This window comes from Kitasatospora sp. NPDC017646 (assembly GCF_044329365.1).
Classification (GTDB): Bacteria; Actinomycetota; Actinomycetes; order Streptomycetales; family Streptomycetaceae; genus Kitasatospora.
The window spans coordinates 1-17540 of record NZ_JBIRJC010000075.1 but is presented as its reverse complement, the minus strand read 5'-3'; the positions used below and the strand labels follow the sequence as shown (position 1 = coordinate 17540).

General features: G+C 70.4%; 18 protein-coding genes and 3 pseudogenes. 10 read left to right on the top strand and 11 right to left on the bottom strand.

The window, feature by feature from the left end:
- The 4 genes from ACH4J0_RS41155 to ACH4J0_RS41140 form a co-directional block, all read right to left on the bottom strand.
- A partial coding sequence (locus ACH4J0_RS41155) for a peptidoglycan-binding protein (RefSeq protein ID WP_396246326.1) occupies window positions 1–367 on the bottom strand: 367 nt, incomplete at its 3' end.
- 83 nt (window positions 368–450) lie between these two features.
- Window positions 451–843, bottom strand: coding sequence for a peptidoglycan-binding protein (locus ACH4J0_RS41150; protein WP_396246325.1), 393 nt, complete (start codon window positions 841–843; stop codon window positions 451–453).
- A gap of 34 nt (window positions 844–877) precedes the next feature.
- Window positions 878–1147, bottom strand: coding sequence for a peptidoglycan-binding protein (locus ACH4J0_RS41145; RefSeq protein ID WP_396246324.1), 270 nt, complete (start codon window positions 1145–1147; stop codon window positions 878–880).
- A gap of 66 nt (window positions 1148–1213) precedes the next feature.
- Entirely contained in the window at window positions 1214–1624 is a 411-nt protein-coding gene (locus ACH4J0_RS41140; RefSeq protein ID WP_396246323.1) for a peptidoglycan-binding protein, read from the bottom strand.
- A 442-nt stretch (window positions 1625–2066) separates the two neighbouring features.
- Between ACH4J0_RS41140 and ACH4J0_RS41135 the strand changes: the two genes are divergently transcribed.
- The 3 genes from ACH4J0_RS41135 to ACH4J0_RS41125 all read left to right on the top strand — a co-directional run bounded on the left by ACH4J0_RS41135 (window position 2067) and on the right by ACH4J0_RS41125 (window position 4353).
- Window positions 2067–3647 (top strand): restriction endonuclease fold toxin-2 domain-containing protein, encoded by a 1581-nt coding sequence (locus ACH4J0_RS41135; protein WP_396246322.1) that lies wholly within the window; start codon window positions 2067–2069, stop codon window positions 3645–3647.
- Window positions 3648–3690: 43 nt separating this feature from the next.
- On the top strand, window positions 3691–4062 hold the full coding sequence (locus tag ACH4J0_RS41130; RefSeq protein WP_396246321.1) for a hypothetical protein: 372 nt from the start codon (window positions 3691–3693) through the stop codon (window positions 4060–4062).
- Between the two features lie 72 nt (window positions 4063–4134).
- Window positions 4135–4353, top strand: coding sequence for a zinc-binding dehydrogenase (locus ACH4J0_RS41125; RefSeq protein WP_396246327.1), 219 nt, complete (start codon window positions 4135–4137; stop codon window positions 4351–4353).
- A 260-nt stretch (window positions 4354–4613) separates the two neighbouring features.
- Here ACH4J0_RS41125 and ACH4J0_RS41120 read toward each other — a convergent pair whose 3' ends face one another.
- A complete protein-coding gene (locus ACH4J0_RS41120; RefSeq protein ID WP_396246320.1) occupies window positions 4614–5882 on the bottom strand; it encodes an Ig-like domain-containing protein in 1269 nt (422 codons plus the stop codon).
- Window positions 5883–6200: 318 nt separating this feature from the next.
- On the opposite strand from ACH4J0_RS41120, the gene ACH4J0_RS41115 reads away from it, so the two are divergent.
- Window positions 6201–7442: a helix-turn-helix domain-containing protein gene (locus tag ACH4J0_RS41115; RefSeq protein WP_396246319.1), complete on the top strand. Its 1242-nt coding sequence runs from the start codon at window positions 6201–6203 to the stop codon at window positions 7440–7442.
- A 322-nt stretch (window positions 7443–7764) separates the two neighbouring features.
- Window positions 7765–8097: pseudogene (locus ACH4J0_RS41110) on the top strand (FCD domain-containing protein); the annotation flags it as partial.
- A gap of 151 nt (window positions 8098–8248) precedes the next feature.
- Here ACH4J0_RS41110 and ACH4J0_RS41105 read toward each other — a convergent pair.
- Window positions 8249–8698 carry an SRPBCC family protein gene (locus ACH4J0_RS41105; protein WP_396246318.1) on the bottom strand — a complete coding sequence of 150 codons (450 nt, stop codon included), beginning with the start codon at window positions 8696–8698 and terminating at the stop codon, window positions 8249–8251.
- A gap of 387 nt (window positions 8699–9085) precedes the next feature.
- Window positions 9086–9376, bottom strand: a pseudogene (locus ACH4J0_RS41100) (hypothetical protein); the annotation flags it as partial.
- 375 nt (window positions 9377–9751) lie between these two features.
- Between ACH4J0_RS41100 and ACH4J0_RS41095 the strand changes: the two are divergent.
- Window positions 9752–10816, top strand: coding sequence for a hypothetical protein (locus ACH4J0_RS41095; RefSeq protein WP_396246317.1), 1065 nt, complete (start codon window positions 9752–9754; stop codon window positions 10814–10816).
- 286 nt (window positions 10817–11102) lie between these two features.
- Here ACH4J0_RS41095 and ACH4J0_RS41090 read toward each other — a convergent pair whose 3' ends face one another.
- Window positions 11103–11885, bottom strand: a complete 783-nt coding sequence (locus tag ACH4J0_RS41090; RefSeq protein ID WP_396246316.1) for an SDR family NAD(P)-dependent oxidoreductase — start codon at window positions 11883–11885, stop codon at window positions 11103–11105.
- 86 nt (window positions 11886–11971) lie between these two features.
- Here ACH4J0_RS41090 and ACH4J0_RS41085 point away from each other — a divergent pair, with 86 nt between their 5' ends.
- The 4 genes from ACH4J0_RS41085 to ACH4J0_RS41070 all read left to right on the top strand — a co-directional run bounded on the left by ACH4J0_RS41085 (window position 11972) and on the right by ACH4J0_RS41070 (window position 15506).
- Complete coding sequence (locus ACH4J0_RS41085) at window positions 11972–12829, top strand: helix-turn-helix transcriptional regulator (RefSeq protein ID WP_396246315.1); 858 nt, start codon at window positions 11972–11974, stop codon at window positions 12827–12829.
- Between the two features lie 249 nt (window positions 12830–13078).
- Window positions 13079–13540 (top strand): hypothetical protein, encoded by a 462-nt coding sequence (locus ACH4J0_RS41080; protein ID WP_396246314.1) that lies wholly within the window; start codon window positions 13079–13081, stop codon window positions 13538–13540.
- Window positions 13541–14313: 773 nt separating this feature from the next.
- A complete protein-coding gene (locus ACH4J0_RS41075) occupies window positions 14314–14733 on the top strand; it encodes a hypothetical protein (protein ID WP_396246313.1) in 420 nt (139 codons plus the stop codon).
- A gap of 221 nt (window positions 14734–14954) precedes the next feature.
- Window positions 14955–15506 (top strand): hypothetical protein, encoded by a 552-nt coding sequence (locus ACH4J0_RS41070; protein ID WP_396246312.1) that lies wholly within the window; start codon window positions 14955–14957, stop codon window positions 15504–15506.
- Window positions 15507–15714: 208 nt separating this feature from the next.
- Here ACH4J0_RS41070 and ACH4J0_RS41065 read toward each other — a convergent pair whose 3' ends face one another.
- The 3 genes and pseudogenes from ACH4J0_RS41065 to ACH4J0_RS41055 all read right to left on the bottom strand — a co-directional run.
- A complete protein-coding gene (locus ACH4J0_RS41065; protein WP_396246311.1) occupies window positions 15715–15918 on the bottom strand; it encodes a hypothetical protein in 204 nt (67 codons plus the stop codon).
- Between the two features lie 34 nt (window positions 15919–15952).
- Window positions 15953–16609 (bottom strand): hypothetical protein, encoded by a 657-nt coding sequence (locus ACH4J0_RS41060; RefSeq protein ID WP_396246310.1) that lies wholly within the window; start codon window positions 16607–16609, stop codon window positions 15953–15955.
- Between the two features lie 216 nt (window positions 16610–16825).
- Window positions 16826–17037 (bottom strand): annotated as a pseudogene (locus ACH4J0_RS41055) (LexA family protein); the annotation flags it as partial.
- Window positions 17038–17540 lie beyond the last annotated feature (503 nt).

Genomic DNA, 17540 nt, shown 5'->3' with positions numbered 1-17540 from the left:
CGGTGCCGGAGGCGGCGGCCGCCGCCGCGTCGAGCGCGGACTTGGTGGCCGGGCCGACGATGCCGTCGACGCCAAGGGCGTGGGCGGCCTGGAAGTTGCGCACGGCGGTGTCGGTGGCCGATCCGAACTGCCCGTCCACGGTGAGCTGGGCGCCGGTCAGGTTGAGCTCCAGCTGGAGCTGGGTGACACAGCCGTCGGCCTCACCCTGCTGCAGGTCGGCCGGGCAGGCCGAGGAAGTCAGGGGTATCGGGGCCGACGCCGTCGCGGCGGACGCGGCCGAGGCGGTGTAGGCGCCGACGCCGGTCAGTGCGGCCGCCAGGGCCAGGCCCAGCGACATGCGGCGCCGGGTGGGAAGGAGGGTACTCACAGAAGGCTCTCCAGATTCATGATTCGCCAGGGAGGACAGGGTGTTCACTCTTCTTGGTGCTCGATGTGCGCGACGGGCAGGTGCTACTCGAACAGCCCCGAGTCGCTGGGCACGTAGGTGAAGCAGTAGCCGGACCTCCCGCCGTAGTACTGGTCGCCGTGGTAGAGGACGTTGTCGCCGGTGAAGGGACCGACGATGCCGTCCGCCGGCACGTGGACGAGGTTCTGGAACCACAGGACCTGGTCCTTGGTCTGCGGGCCCCAGATGCCGTCCTCGTCGACGGTCGCCCGGTTGTTCTGCCGGGCGACGTCGTTGATCAGGTGCTGGACGCACCAGACGCCGTGGGTGTTGTTGGGCTGGTTGTCGCCGATGGAGTCGGCGCTGTCGGAGGCACTGGCGGTCCCGGACAGGCCCAGCAGTGCGGCGCCGGCCAAGGCCACCGCCACCATGCCCCGGCCGAAGGTCTTCGTAGTCATGTACGGCTCCTCGCGTGATTGGTGGTCAGGGGGCTTAGGCGGTGGGGATGCACTGTCGGCAGTAGGCGTCGTAGCTGCCGACGTAGTACGGGTCGCCGTTCCCGACGATCACGTCGCCGGTGAGCGGGCCGACGACGCAGTCGACCTGGAGCCTCTGGCTGTCGACGTAGGAGCTGGACTGCAGCCACTCGACGGCCGCCTTGGTCTGCGGGCCCCAGATGCCGTCCTCCACCGACAAGGCAGGGTGGTCGGAGATGGTGGTGATGCTCAGGAAGTGGTCGAGGTTGTGCTGGACGCACCACATGGCATGACCGTTGTTGGCGCAGCCGTCACCTTGAGGCTCGTTCGGGTGTCCTGAGGGGGATCCGGCTCAGCTGATGGTCGGGAGGTACTGCCAGCAGTACGCGTTGGACGGGTTGGCGCTGCCGTAGCCCGTGTAGTACGGGTCGCCCATCTGGAACAGGAACTGGCCGGTGTGCGGGCCGACGATGCCGTCGGCCGGCGGGTCCATGAGGGACTTCTGGATCGAGACGATCGCGTTGTAGGTCTCCGGGCCCCACAGGCCGTCCTCGCTGATGGCCGGGTAGTTGTAATACGCGTTCTTGATGAAGTAGTTGAACTGGTGCTGCACACACCACACGGCATGAGTGTTGTTGGCGTAGCCGTAGCCGATGGACGGCGCGTTCGGGTCGGCGCTGGCGGGGCCGGCCAGGGTGAGCAGGGCGGCACCGGCGACTGCGGCCGCGGTGGCGACCTTGGCGATACGCGACTTGAGGCTCACGGAGATGTCCCTTCCAGGGAGGTCTGAACGCTCGGCCCAGACTCGTAGCGCTGGCGCAGGCGGCCGGTGAATCGCGTCCGGCCGCATTCAGGACGAGCCTCCCCCGAACCTTGATCACACGGCTATCCGCTTTCGGATCGCCACGGACTGCACGTTTGTGGATAGCCGAGCAGTGCGAGAGCGCGTACTCACGCCTTGGAACCGCGTACGGCGGGCAAGGAGGGCGGTCGAACCGCTGTCCGGCCGGGGGGGAAGAGGTCAGGCCCGCCGACCCGACGGTCCGCGTCCACTGCGGCGACGTCGGTTCCTTCCGGGAGCGCGCGGGAGTTCACAGGATGCCGCAGCGCCCAGCCGCTGCCCGTCGACAGTCGTGCTTGCTAACGTGAACGAGCACAGGCAGTCAGGGGGGCAGATGACGGACTTTCATGTCAAGCCGGCAGATATGATCCTTTCCTCTGCCGGCTTCACCGACCTGCACAACTCGGCCGCGCAGCTCTACCGCAGTCTCGTCTTCTCCATGGACGACGTCGCGGGTATGGCCGGCGATGACGACGCGGGCAAGAAGTTCGCCGCCAAGTACGATCCGGCGGCACAAAAGCTCACCGACGCGATGGCGCAGGTCGTCGGGCAGCTCGGAGGAACCGCCAACGGCCTGTACACCATGGCGATCAGCTACCTGCAGACCGACGCCGACGTGGCCGCCGCGATGATGGCGCCGCAGAAGCTTCCCGCGTCCAGTGACCCGGGCTGCGACGAGGAGGTGGCCAAGGCCAAGCTCCAGTCGGCCGCCGGGCACAACGACAGCGGCGCGGTCCACGAGATCCTCGCGAAGTTCTGGCCGCAGGGCGACCCGGCCAAGCTCCGCACGGCCGCAAGCCGCTGGAAGCACTTCGCGTCTCTCGTCAGCCGCCTGGGCGTCGAGGGTGACAAGCGCGTCCAACGGGTCACCGCGTCCAGCACGTCCAGCGCCGTCACCTCCTTCGCACAGAACTGGGCGAAGATGCACGACGGCTGCGCCACGCAGGGCCCGCTGCTGAACAGCATGACCAACGCGGCGTTCAAGCTCGGGCAGGCTTGCGAGGCGTACGCGAAGGAGGTCGACGATCTGCGGGACAAGCTGGAGGATCTGGCTGCCGCCGCCGGTATCGTCGCCGGTGCCGGGATCGCGCTGACGATCTTCACTCTTGGAGGGTCCGACCTCGCGGCCGCCGGCGGGGAAGCCGCGATAGCGGCTGAGGCCGGCACCGCGGCGGTGGCGATGACCGCGGCGGTGGAGGGAAGCGCCGAACTCGCCGTGCTGGCCGAGGCGGCGGCCGTGGTCGACAGTGCGGCGGCGAGCCTGATCCCAGTGGGGGCGGGAGTGGCAGTCACGGCCACCGCGGCCGTCGTGCTGGCGGGAGCGGGCGACGCGGCGGCAGCACCTGGTCCCAAGCCCCCGCCGTTCACCGTCACCCCCGGCATGCCGCCGCTGCCGCACGATCCGACCAGCCCGTTCCCGGTGCTTCCCGCGGCGCAGCAGGCCGCGATCCGGGCGTGGATGGCGCAGATGGAACAGGACGGGCGTACGTTCCCGGCCGACGGCCCGCATGCGCCGACGCCTCCGGAGAAGCCCGATCCGAAGATCAACGCCAGGCGTGCCTACCAGGTGAGGGTGGCGGGGTCGACGGAGTACCGGCTGTACACCACGGTCACGGATCCGAAGGACGGCCGCGAGCTGGGCATGGACGCCGACGGTGTCCGCCCGGAGGACGGCGCCGCGATCGACGCCAAGTACATCGGCCAGCAGAAGAGCTGTAAGTCCCCGTTCCGCCTGGACAACGAGGACGGCATCTTCCAGTTCGCCTACGAGAACACCATGGCCGGGGAATCGAAGAAACTGGAGAAGTACGCATCGGCCCTCAAGGACCCCCGCAACAAGGTCAACCACCTCGAACTCATCACGAACGACGCCAAGGCCAGCAGCTACTTCCAGGCCCTCATGACGGCCCAGCAAGTCACCGGCCGTGTCCGCGTCGAACCCTGACCGGGCGAGCCGAGCCCGCACCACCGACAGAAACGAGCACCCCGTGGGATCCAGCTTCTACGTCAGCGCCGACCAGGAACACGTCGGGCCGTGGACCTTCACCGGCGAGCAGGTGGAGGAGTCCGTCCGACGCCACTGGCCGGACGCCGTGGTGAGCAGCGCGTTCGAGGACTTCCTGGAGATCGAAGCGGAGATCGCGCCCGGCCGGCGGGCGGAGCTCTCGTTCAACCACCGGCACGGCGCCTTCTCGTTCGAGGACCGGGAGCCGCTGTCCGCGCCGCTGACCGTCATCTACGAGGTACTGCGCGACCTTGCGCCCGAGGTTCCCGTCGTGTGGTGGATCGACTACGACGCAGAGCTGACACGGATGAACCTGAACGACGGGCTGCAGGGCTTCATCCGCGGACTCGCGTGAGCTCGAGGACCAGGCCCAGCGCGGCCCAGCCACGCCGATCCGGCACCCACCGGCCGGGGCGGCTGGACGGAGCTGTCAACGAATCTTGACGAAGACCCCGCCACCTTCACGGACGAAGAACGCTTCGGCTGCTTCGCGGAGTTCGCGCAGCTGGCCGTCGAGGGCAGGTTCACCGTCCCGGTCTCACGGACCTTTCCGCTCGACCACTGGCACCCGGCCCTGGAGATCAGCCAGGGCCACCACGCCCGCGGCAAGCTCCTGCTTCTGCCCGCCGCTGACGCACGGGGGTAACCACCCGCGCAGACTCGACGCGCCCTGCCGCGCCAGCCGATTTCGTCTCTTTGCTCAGCGGAGGGGCCGGGTAGCAGACCGCTGCCGTGCGGCGGGACGACGCGAAGGTGTGGGGGCCGCCCACGCCCGGGACTTCACCGGTCCACGGGAAGAGTGGCCGATCAGTGCCGCGCTCGCCCTGCTCGATGTCATGGTGCTCAACGGTAGGGGCCCGGTGCGCCGGGCGTAGGACCGTAGGACGGCTGCTCGGCGGGCGGGTGCTACCAGTTGGCCCAGGGGAGGTTCCAGCCGCCGAGGCCGTTGTCGGGAGAGACGGTCTTCTCCTTGGTGTTCACGACCGTGACGACGTCGCCGATCAGCGAGCTGTTGAAGAACGACCCCGCGGGGGAGGTGTCGCTGCCGCCCTCCACGTCCTTGAGCGAGACGCAGCCGTGGCTCGTGTTGGCCTTGCCGAACGGATCGCCCTTGTACCAGTAGTTCCCGTGGAGGTAGGTGCCGCTCCTCGTCAGCCGCATCGCGTGCGGGACGGCGGGGATGTCGTACTCGTCGCCCAGGCCGACGGTCTGGGAGTTCATGTGGGTGACCTTCTCCTTGGACATGATGACCATGGTCCCGCCCCAGGAGGGATGCTTGTCGTCGCCGAGGGTGGCGGGCACGGTGGTGGACTTGCCGTCCCGCACGATCGTCATCTGGTGCGCGGCGGCGTCCGCGGTGGAGACCTGGGACCGGCCGATGGTGAACGGTTCGTCCTTGTCGACGTCGCCCCACACACCGGGGGCGACTTCGACGTTCTTCAGCCGGTAGTGGATGATGACCTTGGTGTTCGGCTTCCAGTACTCCGCCGGGCGGAAGTCGATCCGGTTGTCACCGAACCAGTGGCCCTTCACCTCCGTCCCGTTGTCCGTTTCGAAGGTGATGGCCTTGGCGACGGCGTCCTTGTTCACGATCCCGCTGCTGAAGTCCACCTTGACGATCATGCCCACGCCGTAGGTCTGGCCGTCAGCGATGTTGTCGTTGGTGGACACCTGCTTGCCGGGCGAAGCGGTGGTGAAGGCGCTGGTGGCCGCGGCGACCAGCCCCTCGGGGTCCTTGGCCTGGGCGTTCACCGTGTACGCCGCGCCGGGGGCGAGCGCGGCGGCGGGTTTCCAGCCCGTGCCGTCCGCCGTGATCGAGCCCTGGACGGGCCTGCCGTCCTTGTCGGTCACGTCGACGGCGGTGAGCTTGCCGTGGGACACCGACACCTGGAGCGCAGTCGGTGCGACTCCCCGGGCCCCGTCCTTCGGCTCCACGTCCAGCACGGCGGTCGACGTCCTCGGCGCGGCCGTGGTCGCCGTCCCACCGGGGGCGCCGGGCGCGGCGGGGGTGGCAGAGGTGGCGGGGCCGACGGCGTCAGCGCCCTTGGCCTGGCCGTCGCCGTCGCCGCAGGCCGCGGACATCAGCAGGACCCCGCCCACCGCCAGTGCCACCGCACCGCGGTGGAACCGGTCGTTGGTGCGTATCGCGGCCCGGGCCGCCCGAACAGTACTCACAGTTGCTCCTCCAGTTGTTCGCCGTCAGCTTGTGCGCCGGTTCGTCCCGGCCGCAACGGTGGACCGGCGGTCTGGGACGCCGGGACGCCTCTACCCTGTTTGAGCTGGGAAGACGTAACCTTCGTGGGACGCGCCGGCAGAGGCTCGGGATGGCGCGGCCGGTGCCGCCGGCGATCTCGGGGGAACCGTGGGACGGTCTGCGGCGTGCTTGTCTGCCGGAGCTCACGTCGGAACGGCGTCCCGGCGACCCGGTTGCCGGCGACGGGCCGGATCACCGCGGGGCGAGCTCCGCGGGGTTCGCGAGCGGGTGGAGGATCAGTGTCGGAGGGGACCGGGGAGTTGAGGGAGGCGCGGGAGATCGCACGGCGGCTCCAGGAACTGAAGAACCGTTCGGGGCTCAGTTACGGCGCGCTGGCGAAGCGGCTGCACGTGAGCACGTCGGCGTTGCACCGCTACTGCACCGGCGACGTGATGCCGGTGGAGTTCGATCCGCTGGAACGCCTCGCACGGTTGTGCCGGGCGACACCGGAGGAGCACACCGAGCTCTACCGGCTGTGGGTCGTCACCCACACGTCGCGGGGGAACCGACGGGCGTCCGCACCCGTGCCGAAGGCCCGGCCGGCGGTTCCGGTGACGGCACCGGAAGCGGAAGCGGCACTGGAAACGGCACCCGAAACGGTTCAAGTTCCGGAACCGGCACCGGAGCTGGAACCGGAACCGCGACCGGCCGCGGAAGGCGTCGTGGAGGACGGGACGGCCGCCCCTGCGCGCACCCCCGCCGTGCCGTCACGGCGGCGGGTACGCCGGGGCGTACTCGCCGCCGTGACGGCTGCCGCGGTGCTCGCCACCCTCGGGGCCGTCGCCACCGGGATCAAGACTCACCCGGGCAGTGACCCCACGTCCGCTCCGGCCCCGGCGGCGCACGCCGGGCCGACCGGCGCGGTGGACCGGGGGGCGAGTGCCCCGATCACCGTCACGGTCCGCCCGTCCGACCGGGACGCCGCGTGCGACCAGTACGTGGTCGACCGCCCACCGTCGGAAGTCCCCCGTCCACCCGCGACGGGGGACGTCCCCGCCTGGGTGACCAAGACCGGAGCGGTCGTCGGTCATTACCAGGCGATCGAGCTCACCGTGCAGGGCATCAGCAGCGACACCGTCGTGCTGACCGCGCTCAACGTCCGCGTCGCCCGGATCGCGGCCCCGCTGGCCTGGAACGCCTACTCCATGGGCGAGGGCTGCGGCGGCGGAGTCGACGTCCACTCGTTCGACCTCGACCTGGACGCGGCCCGCCCCCGTCCGGTCGTGACCGAGGGCAGCACCGGCCTGCCGGTCAAGGTGAGCGAGCGGGATCCGGAGGTCATCGAGGTCACCGCCGAGACCACCTCCCACGACGTCAGCTGGTACTTGGAACTGGAGTGGTCCAGCGGCACCCGGACCGGCACGTTGCCCATCGGCGTCCGTGACGGCGCGCCGTTCCGTACCAGCGCGGTCAAGGGCCGGCCGCTGTTCAGCTATCCGATCGACGGGAAGGCCTGGGAGCCCAGCCCCTTCCAGCAGTGACGGGACGACCTCGCCGACCGGTCGGTGCAGGACGTCCACCCGCGCCTGCCGGAGGTCGGGCGTCGGCGGCAGGCGGGAGCACATCGGACGCCGCACGTCGGCACCCGCAGTGCCTTCTTCAGCCGGGGCACCAGGGTGAAGTGGCGGGTGTGGTAGGCAGAGGCCACCGCGCCGCCGCGCGAACGGCAGGGCGAGCCGGGCTGGGCGTCGCACTTCGGACAAGCGCGCTGTTCGACGTCGTCGTCGTCCGACCGGTCGGCTGAGGAGGGCTGCTGATCGCCCGTCATGGGCCCGGATTTCGCACAATGCGAGTCTCAGAACGCATCGTCTGGTGCGCACTCCGGCGTACGTGCCGGAGGAGGGCGACTACTACACCGGCGCTTGGGCCGAGGCCCACAGGGCCTTCCATCGCACGTTGCTGGAGGGGTGTGGCAACCGCGCACTGCTGGAGACCTTCGACCGGTTGTGGACCGCGAGTGAGCTGGCCCGCCGTTGGTCGGCGCACCGCAACCCCGACCGGGACGGCGCCGAGGAACACCGCAGGCTGGAGGAGGCGGTGTTGGCCCGCGACGCCGACACCGCAGCCGCGGTCCTGGTCCAGCACCTCACCTTGACCGCGGCTGCTCTGACCGACGATTCAGGTCAGGCCACCTAGGCTTACGCCACACCAGCGAGGTCGAGGTGGGAATTCATCCCGGGCGGCCAGCCGTACTGCCTTCCGCCCGACGGCCGGGCCCCACTGCTCGGCCGGCCGAGGAACACCCGGCCGGCCCAGCGCCGTCCGTGCGAGGACGGTCATCGTCGGGTCAGAGCTTCTCGCGGTACCCACCCGTCTCGCTGCCGCGCTTCTCGATGAAGTGCTTGAAGCGCGTGAGGTCGCCCTTCACCTGCCGGTCCAGCATGTTCACCATGTCAGCGGCCTTCTCCGCCAGCCCCTCGGGCTGGAAGTCCATCGACATCACGATCCGGGTGTGGCCGGCGTCCAGGGGCTGGAAGGAGACCATGCCGCTCTGCTTCACCTCTCCGTTGATCGTGCGCCAGGCCACATGGTCGTCCGGGACCTGGTCGACGATCTCCGTGTCGAATTCCCTCGACACCCCGGCGATCTTCGTCCTCCAGTGGTTGTGCCGGTCGTCGAGCTGCGTGATCTCCTCGACGCCCTCCATGAACATCGGGAAGTCTTCGAACTGTGTCCACTGGTTGTACGCGGTGCTGACCGGCACGTCGACGTCGATCGTCTCCTGGACCTTGCTCATACCGAAACCCTTCTTTCCTGCTCGGCTGGTCTGCCGGAGGCTTCGTGCGGTGCGCCTGCTCCTCGGCAGCCGCCCGATCGAAGACCCCTCGGCCATCCCGCCCCACCGCCGCGCCACTCGCAACCGGCGATTGCCGCGGCAACACAACGACCCCACGCCCCGATCCAAGCCCCGTACGGCCATGACGTGCGTGACCCAGACCTGGCCCTGCGGTCCGCCCGGGTGAACTCATGCGCGCCGACGAGGCCCTCTCCGGGCGAGCGCACCACCCCCGTACGCTCCCGGTATCGGGCGCCGGCAGGCCGCGCACCGCCGTCCCACTGGGCGTGGCAGTGGTGGTCCAGCAGGGGTGGCGGGGCTGCAGGCGGAGCGGGCCCTGCCAGGCGCTCAGGCACAGCTCCGCGGCGGCGGGTCCTGCGGCCCGACCGGGACCGCGGCCGGCTCCGGGCCACCGGGCAGCACCGTTGTCGTGCTGCGGCGCCGGGGCCGCCAGGTGGTCACCAGTGCGGCGGCCAGCAGGAGCTCGGCGATGTCACCGCCGTAGTACATGATCTCCGCGCCTTGCCGGACCTGGGTGATGGGGGCGTGGACGTAGACGTAGAACCCGCCGTACACGGCCTGGGCGATCAGGGCGTGCGCTGCGATCGCGAGGCCCAGGTACACGAGGCGGGCAGGCACCGCCATCACGTGCTCTCCCTGTCCGCCGCCGGTACGCAACCTCCGAGCACGTGTTCCCGCCCAGCCCGCGTCCATCACCCGCATCCACAACTTCCGCCCTGTTCGCCCACCCGCGCCCGTCCGGTACGGGCCGGCCGGGTTGCGGAGCGGCAGGCAGCGTGGACCCGGCACCGGACGACCGAGAGCCACATGCCCGGTCCGTTTCCCGCAGCTGCTGACGGCCTTGGCCGGACCGGCACGAAGAGAAGGCTGCGGCCAACCGCCTGCGGCCGCGTCCGCGCGGTCTGGTATGACTTCGCCTGGGCAATCGACGCCCCACGAGACCAGGGGGAACCTGTGCAGAGAAGTAGGCGTACATTCCGTGCCGTATCAGCGATGGCCACGTCCGCCGCGCTCGCCGTGCTGGCCGCCGGCCTGACCGTCACACCGGCGGCCGCGGCGGAATCATCGACGGCCACCACCGCGAGCAGCACGGATTCGGCGTCCGGGCTCAACCTGCTCCTGCGCGCGGACCCCTGGAAGACCATCCAGACCCGGCGGGCGCCGGACGGCTCCTGGGACCAGGCCAGGGAAGTCCCCCAGTTCGCCGGCCTCTGGTACTGGAGCCTGGCGGTCGACGGTGGTCGGCTCCGGATGTTCGGGGCCCAGATGGCCGGCCAGGGATTCCACTACGTCCAGTCTGCCCGAAACCCCGACGGCACCTGGGCCCCGCTCTCCGAGATGACCGGCCTCACCGACCTTCCCCACGACCCGCAGTACCCCTCGATGGGCCGGATCACCGCGACCAGGGTGGCAGGCCAGGTTCAGGTCGCGGCGGTCGACGGCACCGGCCGGGTCGTCCACACCATCGAGCGCCCGGACGGCACCTGGCAGCCCTGGGGGACGGTGAGCGCGTCCTCGGGCCTGGGCTCGGGTCAGTTCTCCAGTCTGTCCACGGCGGAGGTGAACGGTGAACTCCAGATGGTCGGCACCACATCGGCGGGCGAAGTGCTGCACACCATCCGCCATGCCGATGGCAACTGGAGCGCCTGGGGCAATGTGATGGGCGTGACGGGCACACCCTCGCCGTGGGGACCGCCGGCGGACGTCGCCGCGGCGAGCTTCAACGGCTCCCTGCAGGTCGTGGTCACGGACAACAGCCAAGCCGGCTTCTACCACACGATCCGCAACGCCGACGGCACCTGGAACCGATGGGGGGACATCGGCTCCCAGGTCCACTTCGACCGGGCCGGCTTCCACGGCTTCATCATGGGCGGTGTCGAAGGCGCGAACGTGGACGGTGAGCTGCAGCTGGTCTTCGAATCCTCTGACAACTCCGGCTCGCTCTACCACACGATCCGTCACACCGACGGAACCTGGGCGCAGGCCGGACTGGTCCAGCGGGCCGTTGACCTCTCGGCCTGGCGCCCGGTCAGCAACGGGGCCGCCGCCGCGGGGTGACCCCGCCCCCCGGCATCGCACCCGCGAACGCGACGGCACCCCGGCTCCCCTTCTGGGCCGGGGTGCCGCCCGGGCGCCAGCGGCCTCCCGGGCCACTGATGTGACAGGGAGTTCGCCATGACCGGCGTTGTCCTTCACGGGTAGGGCCCAGACCGATTGACCCGCCGACGGCCGACGCGAGCACCGCCCGAGTGCGTCGCTCGCCCTCGGCACGCCTGCACGTGGGGCTGTCTCACCTCGGTCGCCAGTGACTTCAGGTCGTTGCGACCGACCTGGGTCCCGCCCTTCAGGCCCCGGCGCCGCCGTCCACCGGCACGATCGCGCCGGTCACCATGGAGGCCCGGTCGCTGAGCAGCCATGCAGCCACTTCGGCGACCTCTCGGGGCTCGGCCATCCGGCCGAGCGGGGTGGCCGCGTTGATCGCCTCGACGATGCCGGGGGATGCCGCCTCCCACGCCTCGATCATCTCGGTCGCGGTGCCGCCAGGGGTGATGCCGTTGACCCGGATCCCCTGCGGCCCCCATGTCACGGCGGCGGTCTCGGTGATGCTGTTGAGCGCGCGCTTCATCGCTCCGTAGGCGGGCAGAGCCGGGTTCGCACGGCGGCTGCCGATGCTGGAGGTGTTCACGATCGCCCCGCCGCCGTTGCGTCGCATGAGCGCGGCTTCGGCCGTCATGGCAGTCCAGTGTGCCCGGAAGTTGACCGCGAACTGCTGCTCGATGTCCTCGTCGCTGGTCGTCTCGAGCGGGCCGGGCTGCTGGACAGCCGCTCCGTTGTTGAAGGCGCCGTCAAGCCGGCCGTGCAACTCTTCGACGCGGTCGAGCGCCGCATGGATGCTCGCGCGGTCGGCGAGGTCCACTGTCACGGTATCCGCGAGGCCGCCCTCGGCGCGGATCCCGGTGACGATCCGTTGGAGGGCGTCGGCGCTGCGGGCGCCGAGCACAACCGCGGCGCCCTCGCGGGCGAAGAGCCTGGCCGCGGCCGCCCCGATGCCGCGGCTGGCACCGGTGATGAGCACGACCTTGCCGGAGAGCAGGCCGCTGGGCGTGATGTCAGTGGTGTTCGTCATGGCGACAGTGTCAGATCGGTGTCCCCACCGGATACAGGCACAGGCAGTACCAGGCTCAGCCGACGCACAGCGTGCAGACTCGGGACATGGACAAGCAGGAGCTCGGGGCCTTCCTACGTAGCCGTCGCGAGCGGCTCCGGCCGCAGGACATCGGCCTCCCCCACGGACCACGACGCCGGACACCGGGTCTTCGCCGCGAGGAGGTGGCGGTCCTCGCGCACATCTCCACGGAGTACTACGTCAGACTCGAACAGGGCAGGGCGCCGCGCCCGTCGAGCGAGGTCCTGGCCGGGATCGCTGGGGCGCTGCGGCTCACGGACAGCGAGTCCGATCACCTCCACGTCCTCGCCGGCACCGCGCCGAGCCGTAACGGACTGCACCGGCGCGACGTACGCCCGAGCATCCTCGCGCTCATCGAGCGGCTGCCGCAGACGGCCGCTTTCGTGATGTCCGCCGCCTTCGAGGTACTCGCGTGGAACGACCTGGCGGCCGCGCTCATGGAGGACTTCGCCGAACTCGCCCCACCGGAGCGCAATCTCGCACGCCGGGCATTCCTCGGTCCGACGCGACCTGACACCACGCGGTACGGAATCTCCGACGCCGCGGAGTTCCGCCACCACGTCGTCATGGGGCTGCGATCCACTCTCGCCCGCTACCCCTGCGACCCCGCGGTGACCTGCCTGATCGACGAACTGCGCTCCGCCAGCCCCGAGTTCGCCCTGCTCTGGGAGCGACACGACGTCCAGGCTGCGCCAATGCTCACGAAGACCTTCCGCCATCCGGTCGTCGGGGAGATCACCGTCGACTGCGACCCGCTGACCCTCACTGACCGCGACCAGTACCTCGTGCTCTACAGCGCACCGCCGGGATCCCCCGACGCCGAGGCTCTGGCCTTCCTGAGCGCGCTCGGAGCCGAGAGCGTCGACGCGGGCAGGTCGCTCTGACGAAGCCGGACAACCGCCTCGATGTCGACTTCAGCGCGCTCTGCGGGGGCGAGAAGGCTCTCGCGTGACGGGCCCTGACCACAGTTCCGAACCACCAGTGCACCGTGCGGTCGGCCGGGATAGCTGGTTCCCGACCGTCCCGGATTCCCACGTCCGGCCGCCACCCGCGCGCTGTCGGTGCCGCGCCCTAGGATCAACTTCGTGTGCCGAACACCGGCACGACACGTGAACACAGCAGGGGGGACCACGATGAAGCGGACGAGGCGCGCGCTCACCGCAGCGGCCGGCGTGCTGGGAGTGACGCTGGCATTCGCCGGAACGGCATCGGCGCAGGCCGCCGACCCGGCACCGGCCTCGGACGAGCCCTTCGGTCAGCCGGGGACGGGCCAGATCCTGCCGCCGGCCCCGGACGAGGACACCATGTTCTCGATCCCCGACTGGATCGGGAACGGCAGCGCGGTGACGGCCTCGGTGATCGAGACGCTGCCGATCGCCGTCACCGTCGGCTGTCAGGGCGGCGGTTCGGTGCAGGTGCACGTCGGCGGCCTGGCTCCAGCCGACTTCACGGTGCAGTGCCCGGTGGACTCCATCGGCGTCGGCTCGGTGGACATCCCCGCCCGTCCCGGCCGGGACTTCCAGTTCACCGTGCACACCTCGGACCCGTCGATCCACTGGGGCATCAACGCCCTCCAGATCCGCCCTGCCCACTGACCCCGATCCCGGGCCCCTGGCGCTCAGCCCCGACCGCACCAGGAGCCCGGACCGGTCCGGACCGGCACACGCACACTGCTTGAGAACGGCCCTGGCATAGACAGGGCTCCGGCCGGCTACGGGCGGGCACCGCACGCCCGTAGCCGGCCGGAGCCCGCACCCCAAGGCGGCTGACCCTCAATGAAGGTCAGGATGATCAGGCGATCACGAGGTGGGTCACCGTTGATCCGCCGTTCAGCGGTCCGTTTTCACCCGACGCCGAGACGGGCCCGGCGGCCGCGGGGAACAGCCACCCCCGGCTCCGTGCAACGCGCGAGGCATCGCCGACGACGCCGGCGGGCTGGGACAGCAGACGGCGAAACGCTCCCGCCAGGAGAACCGGGAGAACCAGCCTGAGGCCGTCCCAGTGAAACGGACACACCCCACGCCCCAGCCCGCCGACACCAGGCCCCGCGGTGCGCATCACACCCCGTTGCCCCTGACGCGCACCACCCCACCCCCGGAACAACCCACTCATCCCCCACGCCGAAACCCCACCCCCAACCGCACGGCATGCCCACGCCGAACACGCACAGCAACCAGACCGGGCGCCGCCACACACCCACAGAACCCGCCGAAGCCCAGACCCGACTCCGCCGACACCGGTCCAACCAGCGCTCACCACAACCACCCAGGAACCCCGAACCCGTCACCCCCGCCCACCAACAGGTCACACCGCCCGCCCGGGCCAACGACCCAACCGCCGCCAGGCGGATCGCCGATAGGCTGCCTGGATGATCATGTCCACGGCCGTTGAGCAGGCCGTCCACGAAGCCGAATACCTACTCACGAAAGGGACTTGGGACCTCGCAGCCAACGAATCAGCCCTGGCCCGGGACACCGCCACCGCCCTGGACAACGCCGTCGGCCCCGCCGACAGCCACCAGGCGCTGCCGAGGATCGAGCGGCTCGCCGCGCTGCGTGAAGCCATCGCCACCCTCGCCATGACCATCGCCCGCACTCACGGCCACCTCGCCTGGTTCCTCGCCCAGTGCGCCAGCCACCTCGATCCGATCCTCCACTGGCGCGCCCTGGACGCCCCCGACGGCCGCTCCTTCGGGGCCACCATCCCCACCATCGACGAACTCGCCGACGCGGAAGCAGCCGTCCGCCTCCTCGCCGCCATGCTCCACCGCACCAGCCCGCCCCCCTGACCGCCCACCCCAGTCACACCCGAGACCGAACCTGGCGCGATGCACTGCGGCTGAACCACGCTCCGTCCGGCCCCGGCCCACCGACACCCACCGATGCGGCCGGCACCAGCCGGACGCGAGAAGAAGAGCCACAGCGCAGTGACCGGTGGGCCTGCTTGGCCGCCCGCTCCAAAAACCCGACCCTGATCCCTGCCCCAGAAGGCTGACCTTAGGTTTTGGCCATGCTTCTGATCTACAACGGCGAGACCGCTGCCGACGCGCCCGTGCCGCGTACCGGCGGAGTCCCGCTGGTCCCGGATGACTTCACCTGGCCGAGCTGCCGCGAGTGCGGCGGAGCCATGCAGTTCCTCGCCCACCTCCCCCTCGGCATCGGCGTGGTCGCGGTGTTCTTCTGCCAGAACGATCCCGGGATGTGCGACGACTGGGACGCCGCTGCCGGCGCCAACCGCGTCTACCTGTTCTCCGGTGAGCTCGCCCCGGCCGCCGTACCGGCCGACGGCGAGACGCTCCTGGGCGCGGTCACCGGTCTGCGTCTCCATCCCGCTGACGACCCCACGCAGGAGCCGGTCCTCGGACGGGTCGGCGGGGAGCCTGACTGGATCCAGGACGACGAGACTCCCGACTGTTCCTCGTGCGCCACCCGCATGACGTTCACGGCCGAGCTGGAGGAGGGCCACGACTTCACCACCTCCGCGAACTTCGGCGGCGGAGGCCGCGGTTACCTCTTCCACTGTCAGCCCTGCCGTCAGGCCGCATTCCTCTGGCAGCGCTGAAAGCCGTCCCAAGGGCCAAGGCGCGCGGTGGCTCACAGAAGCCACGCTGGACCGGTTCGACACCGCGAGCGGCGACGGCGTCCGAAACGGTCAGGTCACACCGGGCAGCCCTTCACCGGCTGGCACGCGGCGTGGAGCACCCGGTACTCCGCACAGGCGGACCGCCCCGATCGGTTCGGAGGCGGGCCGTCGGCTGGACCGAGTGCCGTCAGCCGCCGAGGCCGACGCCGATGACGTGGTCGAGGAGGCACGTCATGCCGTGGTCACCGGCCAAGCCGGTGAGGGCGAGGGCGACGGCGACCTCCTGGAGGCAGGCGGTCGCGGTGGAGCTCCAGTCGTTGGCGGCGCGGGCGTCCGCGGCTTCGCTGCCCCGGCCACAGGTGGGAGAACGTCCGAGGACAGGCGTTCCCACGAATGCCCGCGGCCTCCTCGCCCACCGCCCCGCGCTAGGCAACACCGCCACACCCGCGGCTTTCCGTGCCCCGAACAGGAGCGAGCAGCGGACCGGGTGCTGCACGGGATGGCATCGGTGCAGGTGACCCGACATGGCTGTGACGGTGGCTGAGAATGCCCACTGGTAGGCGGCCGGGGAACGGATCCGGCGGGATCCGGCCGACGTCGAGCATCCCGTGGAGCGGCACGCCGGCCTGGAAGATGCGCCCGGCGTCGCGGGCCTGCACGTCCTCGTCGAGGACCCCGAGGAACCTCGTCTTGGTGAGGGTGCGCTGCTGGAAGGTGAGGACGAATTCCGGGGCCATGGGCACCCCCAGGTAGGCCCGCCCCGCTCCCTCGGACCAAGCGGGATCCAGCACGGTGCCGTCGGCGGCCGCGCACCACGCGTGCGCCCGCACCGTCCCCCCTGCGGTGAGTGCGTATCCCTCGACGTAGGCGCCCGGCAGGAGCCGGGCGACGCGAAGCGCGGTGCGGTGGCAGCGTCCGGGTGCGCCGCGGCGTGGGGCGCCGGAGCGTGGCCAGGGCGCGGGAGTGAGCAGGCGGCCCTGGGCGAGCACGACGCGGGCAGCCGGGCAGCCGGTCGTGGTGGTCAGGGCCGCGACGGCGTCGACGAGGGCGTACTCGTCTGCGGTCAGCAGGTCGGCGGACACAATGTCGAGTGTCCGCCCGGTCCGTAGGGGCGGCCCGCTGACGGGGCGACGGAGTGATGTCAGCTGAGGACTCGACACCTGTCGGCGTCACAGGGCCAGTGCGGCGAAGGCCGCGCCGAGGAAATCGTCCGGCAGGCCCGTTGAGCTTCGACCACCAGGTCCGCATGCCGTGCTCTCACGCCTTCACGGGCCAGCTGAACCGAGCAGGAGCGGCGCGATCATGGCGGCGACGACGTCGCCGTTCTCTGCGACGGGCTGGCGGCGTAAGACGACGGTGTCCCCGTCGGTGACGGCTGCCCCGACCATGGAGTCGCCGCGCACGGTGAGCGCGAACAGCCCGCCCTCCCGACCAGCTGGTGGGAGAGCGGGAAGACGTCCTCGACGGTCTGCTCGGCCAGGATCGGGCCGGCGGCGCTCCGGCCCACCAGGGAGTCGCCGCTGTAGACGGCCGTGATGACGTGCGGGCCGAGGGTCCGGAAGAAGACGACGCGCCCCACGGCAGACATAACTGGCCAACAAAAGGATCGATTACGATCAGTTGGAAATCCCGCGAAAAGTAGCTGCATGTAATTTTCGGCAGCGCCGTCCTCGACCTGAGCCCCGGCTCCGATCCCCCGTCGCCGGGCTACCCGGTCAAGCCCGGCTACGACGCCGTCACTGGCTGGGGCATCCCGGGCGGCACCGCGCCGGTGAAGGAACTGCAGAGCATCTAGAAGATTGATGCCAAGGGCTCGCTGGCGCGCATGACATGAAGCGAGGGAGTCCGGAGATCGGTCGTGACGCCTGATCTGGACTCCCTCCCGCAAAGGCGAGCCCTTGCGTGCCGGATCCGCCCTGTTCCCCTCTCTGTCAGCCTTGGGTGAGACATCCCGCTTTGTCGGGTTAGCCTGAGAGGGCCCGAGTAGGAGTTCCACCCCTGATGACCAGCACC

Excerpts from the sequence above, each read along its gene's own strand:
- ACH4J0_RS41150 (WP_396246325.1), bottom strand. The coding sequence starts at position 843 with ATGACTACGAAGACCTTCGGCCGGGGCATGGTGGCGGTGGCCTTGGCC.
- ACH4J0_RS41145 (WP_396246324.1), bottom strand. The coding sequence starts at position 1,147 with ATGTGGTGCGTCCAGCACAACCTCGACCACTTCCTGAGCATCACCACC.
- ACH4J0_RS41135 (WP_396246322.1), top strand. The coding sequence starts at position 2,067 with ATGATCCTTTCCTCTGCCGGCTTCACCGACCTGCACAACTCGGCCGCG.
- ACH4J0_RS41105 (WP_396246318.1), bottom strand. The coding sequence starts at position 8,698 with ATGAGCAAGGTCCAGGAGACGATCGACGTCGACGTGCCGGTCAGCACC.
- ACH4J0_RS41095 (WP_396246317.1), top strand. The coding sequence starts at position 9,752 with ATGGCCACGTCCGCCGCGCTCGCCGTGCTGGCCGCCGGCCTGACCGTC.
- ACH4J0_RS41090 (WP_396246316.1), bottom strand. The coding sequence starts at position 11,885 with ATGACGAACACCACTGACATCACGCCCAGCGGCCTGCTCTCCGGCAAG.
- ACH4J0_RS41085 (WP_396246315.1), top strand. The coding sequence starts at position 11,972 with ATGGACAAGCAGGAGCTCGGGGCCTTCCTACGTAGCCGTCGCGAGCGG.
- ACH4J0_RS41080 (WP_396246314.1), top strand. The coding sequence starts at position 13,079 with ATGAAGCGGACGAGGCGCGCGCTCACCGCAGCGGCCGGCGTGCTGGGA.
- ACH4J0_RS41075 (WP_396246313.1), top strand. The coding sequence starts at position 14,314 with ATGATCATGTCCACGGCCGTTGAGCAGGCCGTCCACGAAGCCGAATAC.
- ACH4J0_RS41070 (WP_396246312.1), top strand. The coding sequence starts at position 14,955 with ATGCTTCTGATCTACAACGGCGAGACCGCTGCCGACGCGCCCGTGCCG.